Source organism: Tetragenococcus solitarius NBRC 100494 (assembly GCF_001544195.1).
GTDB classification, from domain to species: Bacteria; Bacillota; Bacilli; order Lactobacillales; family Enterococcaceae; genus Tetragenococcus; species Tetragenococcus solitarius.
Genome location: NZ_BCPY01000074.1, coordinates 1 through 3,148, shown reverse-complemented (window position 1 = coordinate 3,148; position 3,148 = coordinate 1). Strand labels below are relative to the sequence as shown.

Genomic DNA, 3,148 nt, shown 5'->3' with positions numbered 1-3,148 from the left:
TTTATTCCGGCATAGCTCAGTTGGTAGTAGCGCATGACTGTTAATCATGATGTCGTAGGTTCGAGTCCTACTGCCGGAGTTTGAATTAACAGTTGCAAAAAGTGACCTAAGAATATTTATTCTTAGGTCACTTTTTTTAATAATATCGCAGCTAGCAATTCCCTTTTTACTTATATATTTCATCCAATAAAGGAACAATTTGGTTAATGATATGCTCTTTTGTATACTTTTCTTCAGAAAGGTAGATATCTAATAATTCAATTACTCCGTTTGCAAAAAAGCGCAAAAATAAAGTAAGATCTAATCCATGTTTTTCAATACGGTTTTTATCTACATTTTCAGTAAGCTGATGAACAATCAACCTTTTTAGCTGGTTTTTGTAGTCACTTGAATTTGGTATTTTAAATAAACGTGTAAAAAATACGCGATGTTCATCAAAATAATCAAACCAAATCTGGCTTCCTTTTTTTAGCCCGGTTCCTTTTTTCTGCTCACAAATTTCTTCCAATTCATCAAACATTTCTTTGACGATTTTATCAACTAAGTCGTATTTATCCAAATAGTGCAAGTAAAATGTTTTCCGACCGATTTCTGCTTGTTCAGCAATATTTTTTACTGTAATTTTTTCAAAATCGTAATTATAGAATAAGTACATAAAGCTTTTATGGATATTACGTCTTGTTTTTTTCACTCGTAGATCTTCTTTTTCCATTAATTATTTACCTTTCTTATAACCCATTTTTCAAAAGACGTGTAATAAGGTACAGATATATTTACATATGAATTGAATTCTATTATTGAACTGTTAATATTTAATTATACACTCAAGAGTTATAAAACGCTAGAGTGAATTTAAAATGACAAAGCGAGGTCGTTTATCATGAATGAACAAAAGTTTACTTTCCCTGTCAGAGAAGTGAAAACTACAGGAATTTTAAGGACACCCGATGACGTACAAGGGGCGCTTCCGACAGTCGTTGTTATGCATCCTATCAGCAGTGTAAAAGAACAAACCTCCAGTCTTTATGCAAAACGTCTAACTGAAGCAGGCTTTGCGACATTTGCCTTTGATGCGAGTCATCAAGGTGAATTACACCAAGCACCTGAATATATAGAAGTTCCCTATTATCGTGTAAATGATGTGAAGTGGGCGATTGATTTTTTGAATACTTTAGATGTGGTTGATAATGCGCGTATTGGTATTGCCGGTATTTGTGGTGGCGGTGGTTATGCGGTCAATGCAGCACTAACTGAAAAACGTATCAAAGCTGTTGCCACATTAACAGGCGCAAATTATGGCATGTTAACCCGCGAAGGTGATATGTCACCAAGATCAGCACTTGATACTTTACACATGGTTGCAAAACAACGTGAAGCAGAAGCAATGGGGGCTGAGACAGCATTTACTCAATATTCGCCTACCTCTCATGAAGAACGTAAACAAGCCGGTGCTGAAGATATCGATACTATCCAAGCGGTGGATTATTATGAAGAACATGCCCCTCATCCAAACCGTACAAATAAATATCATGTAACAGATATTGGAGAAGTAGCAGGCTGGGATGCCACCTATTTAGCAGATGAATTGCTAGATCAACCATTAATTATTTTTGCAGGTGAAATTCCAGGAACATTTGGTGCTTATCGTACAGCTTATGAATTATATGACAAAGCGTTAACGACGGATAAACAACTGAAAATTTTACCTGAGACGACACATTATGATATCTACGACAAACCAGAAACGTTAGATACCATTATGAAAGATTTAGTACCGTTCTTTAAAGAAAAACTTTAATACAAATACAAGAATTTTCAATCCCTTCATCATAAAAATGTTGAAGGGATTTTTTTTATGTTAAAAACTCGTTCATTGAAAATATAAAATGTTATGCTAAAATGAAGAAAACAATAAGGAGCTGAAGTGCTTTTGAAGAAAAAGAAAATTTTACTAGATTTAGACGGGACAATTATCGATTCAAGTAAAGGAATTTTTGCTTCACTTAACTACGCAATGAAAGAGATGAACCGCAATCCTCTCGATTTAAAAACATTAAAATCATTTATTGGTCCACCTCTAGTTGAGTCTTTCATCAAAACTGGTATGACAGAAGAGGAAGCTAAAGAGGCGGTTGATCATTATCGTACTTTATATAAAAAAGAGGGAATGTATCAAGTTAGACCTTATGCTGATATAGAGGAAGTTTTAACTCAGCTAGCACAAAATCATGAATTGTTGATTGCTACGTCAAAACCAGAATTTTTTGCTGTGAAAATTATTGATCACTTAAACTATACAAAATTTTTTGACGGTATTTACGGTGCAGACCTAGAAGGAATCCGTTCGGATAAAAAAGCAGTTATCCATGATACTTTAAAAGCAGAGAAAGTAGAAGATCTTTCAACTGTAGTGATGATTGGTGACCGAGCTCATGACATTACTGGAGCTAAAGAGAATAAAATTGACAGTATTGGGGTACTTTATGGTTTTGGTGATAAAGATGAATTAATACAAGCAGGTGCGCAAAAGGTTGTCAATAAGCCTATAGAGTTGTTAGAGGTATTTCAATAAGAGGACAATTTTATAGAAAAAACATGAAATGTGGTTGACAAGTACGGCGCTTTTAGGTAAGCTATATTTTGTGTTAAATAACTGCCGTCTTAGCTCAGCAGGTAGAGCACCACCATGGTAAGGTGGGGGTCGCCGGTTCGAGTCCGGCAGACGGCTTAGCTTGGGAACCTTGATATATCAAGGTTCTTTTTTTACTTTCTTTACCATTCATTCATTCCTCTATAGAAAAAAGTGACGAAAAAGGGACGACTTTTTATTTTTCAAAAAAATCCGAGAAACACTCTGCCGATTCCTGATGAATCTGTGGCTTGACATGAGAATAAATATCTAAAGTCGATTCTACTTTAACGTGACCCAACCTTTGTTGCTCAATTTTAAGATGTTCATTCATTTCAAGCATTAGAGTAGTGTGTGTATGCCGTAGTTCATGGAAAGTTATGCTGGGAACTTCAGCACGCTTACAGATTTGAATTCTTGCACGCTTGACATTGCTTTTTATCAAGAAGCCAACTTTTTCATTGAAAGCAACTAATGTACTTTATAAATCAATGGAGGAATTTTAAACAATTATTTATT

Annotated in this window: 4 protein-coding genes and 2 tRNA genes; 4 read left to right on the top strand and 2 right to left on the bottom strand. The window is 34.8% G+C overall.

The features are described 5' to 3' along the window. Positions 1-5 precede the first annotated feature (5 nt). Positions 6-79: transfer RNA gene (locus TS1_RS12090), tRNA-Asn, on the top strand. Between the two features lie 87 nt (positions 80-166). On the opposite strand, the gene TS1_RS12085 is transcribed toward TS1_RS12090, so the two are convergent. Further along, positions 167-712: a TetR/AcrR family transcriptional regulator C-terminal domain-containing protein gene (locus TS1_RS12085; RefSeq protein ID WP_068710722.1), complete on the bottom strand. Its 546-nt coding sequence runs from the start codon at positions 710-712 to the stop codon at positions 167-169. A gap of 168 nt (positions 713-880) precedes the next feature. Between TS1_RS12085 and TS1_RS12080 the strand changes: the two genes are divergently transcribed. From TS1_RS12080 to TS1_RS12070, 3 genes are all read left to right on the top strand, one after another. Beyond that, positions 881-1,798: an alpha/beta hydrolase gene (locus TS1_RS12080; protein WP_068710721.1), complete on the top strand. Its 918-nt coding sequence runs from the start codon at positions 881-883 to the stop codon at positions 1,796-1,798. A gap of 132 nt (positions 1,799-1,930) precedes the next feature. Beyond that, positions 1,931-2,572: an NIF family HAD-type phosphatase gene (locus tag TS1_RS12075; RefSeq protein WP_068710720.1), complete on the top strand. Its 642-nt coding sequence runs from the start codon at positions 1,931-1,933 to the stop codon at positions 2,570-2,572. An 83-nt stretch (positions 2,573-2,655) separates the two neighbouring features. Next, positions 2,656-2,728 (top strand) — tRNA-Thr (locus tag TS1_RS12070). A 97-nt stretch (positions 2,729-2,825) separates the two neighbouring features. Here the strand turns inward: TS1_RS12070 and TS1_RS12860 are convergent. Continuing rightward, positions 2,826-3,074 (bottom strand): tyrosine-type recombinase/integrase, encoded by a 249-nt coding sequence (locus TS1_RS12860; RefSeq protein ID WP_068710719.1) that lies wholly within the window; start codon positions 3,072-3,074, stop codon positions 2,826-2,828. Positions 3,075-3,148 lie beyond the last annotated feature (74 nt).

Bases quoted from the DNA above. Each gene is read 5' to 3' on its own strand.
- TS1_RS12085 (WP_068710722.1), bottom strand. From the start codon at position 712: ATGGAAAAAGAAGATCTACGAGTGAAAAAAACAAGACGTAATATCCAT.
- TS1_RS12080 (WP_068710721.1), top strand. From the start codon at position 881: ATGAATGAACAAAAGTTTACTTTCCCTGTCAGAGAAGTGAAAACTACA.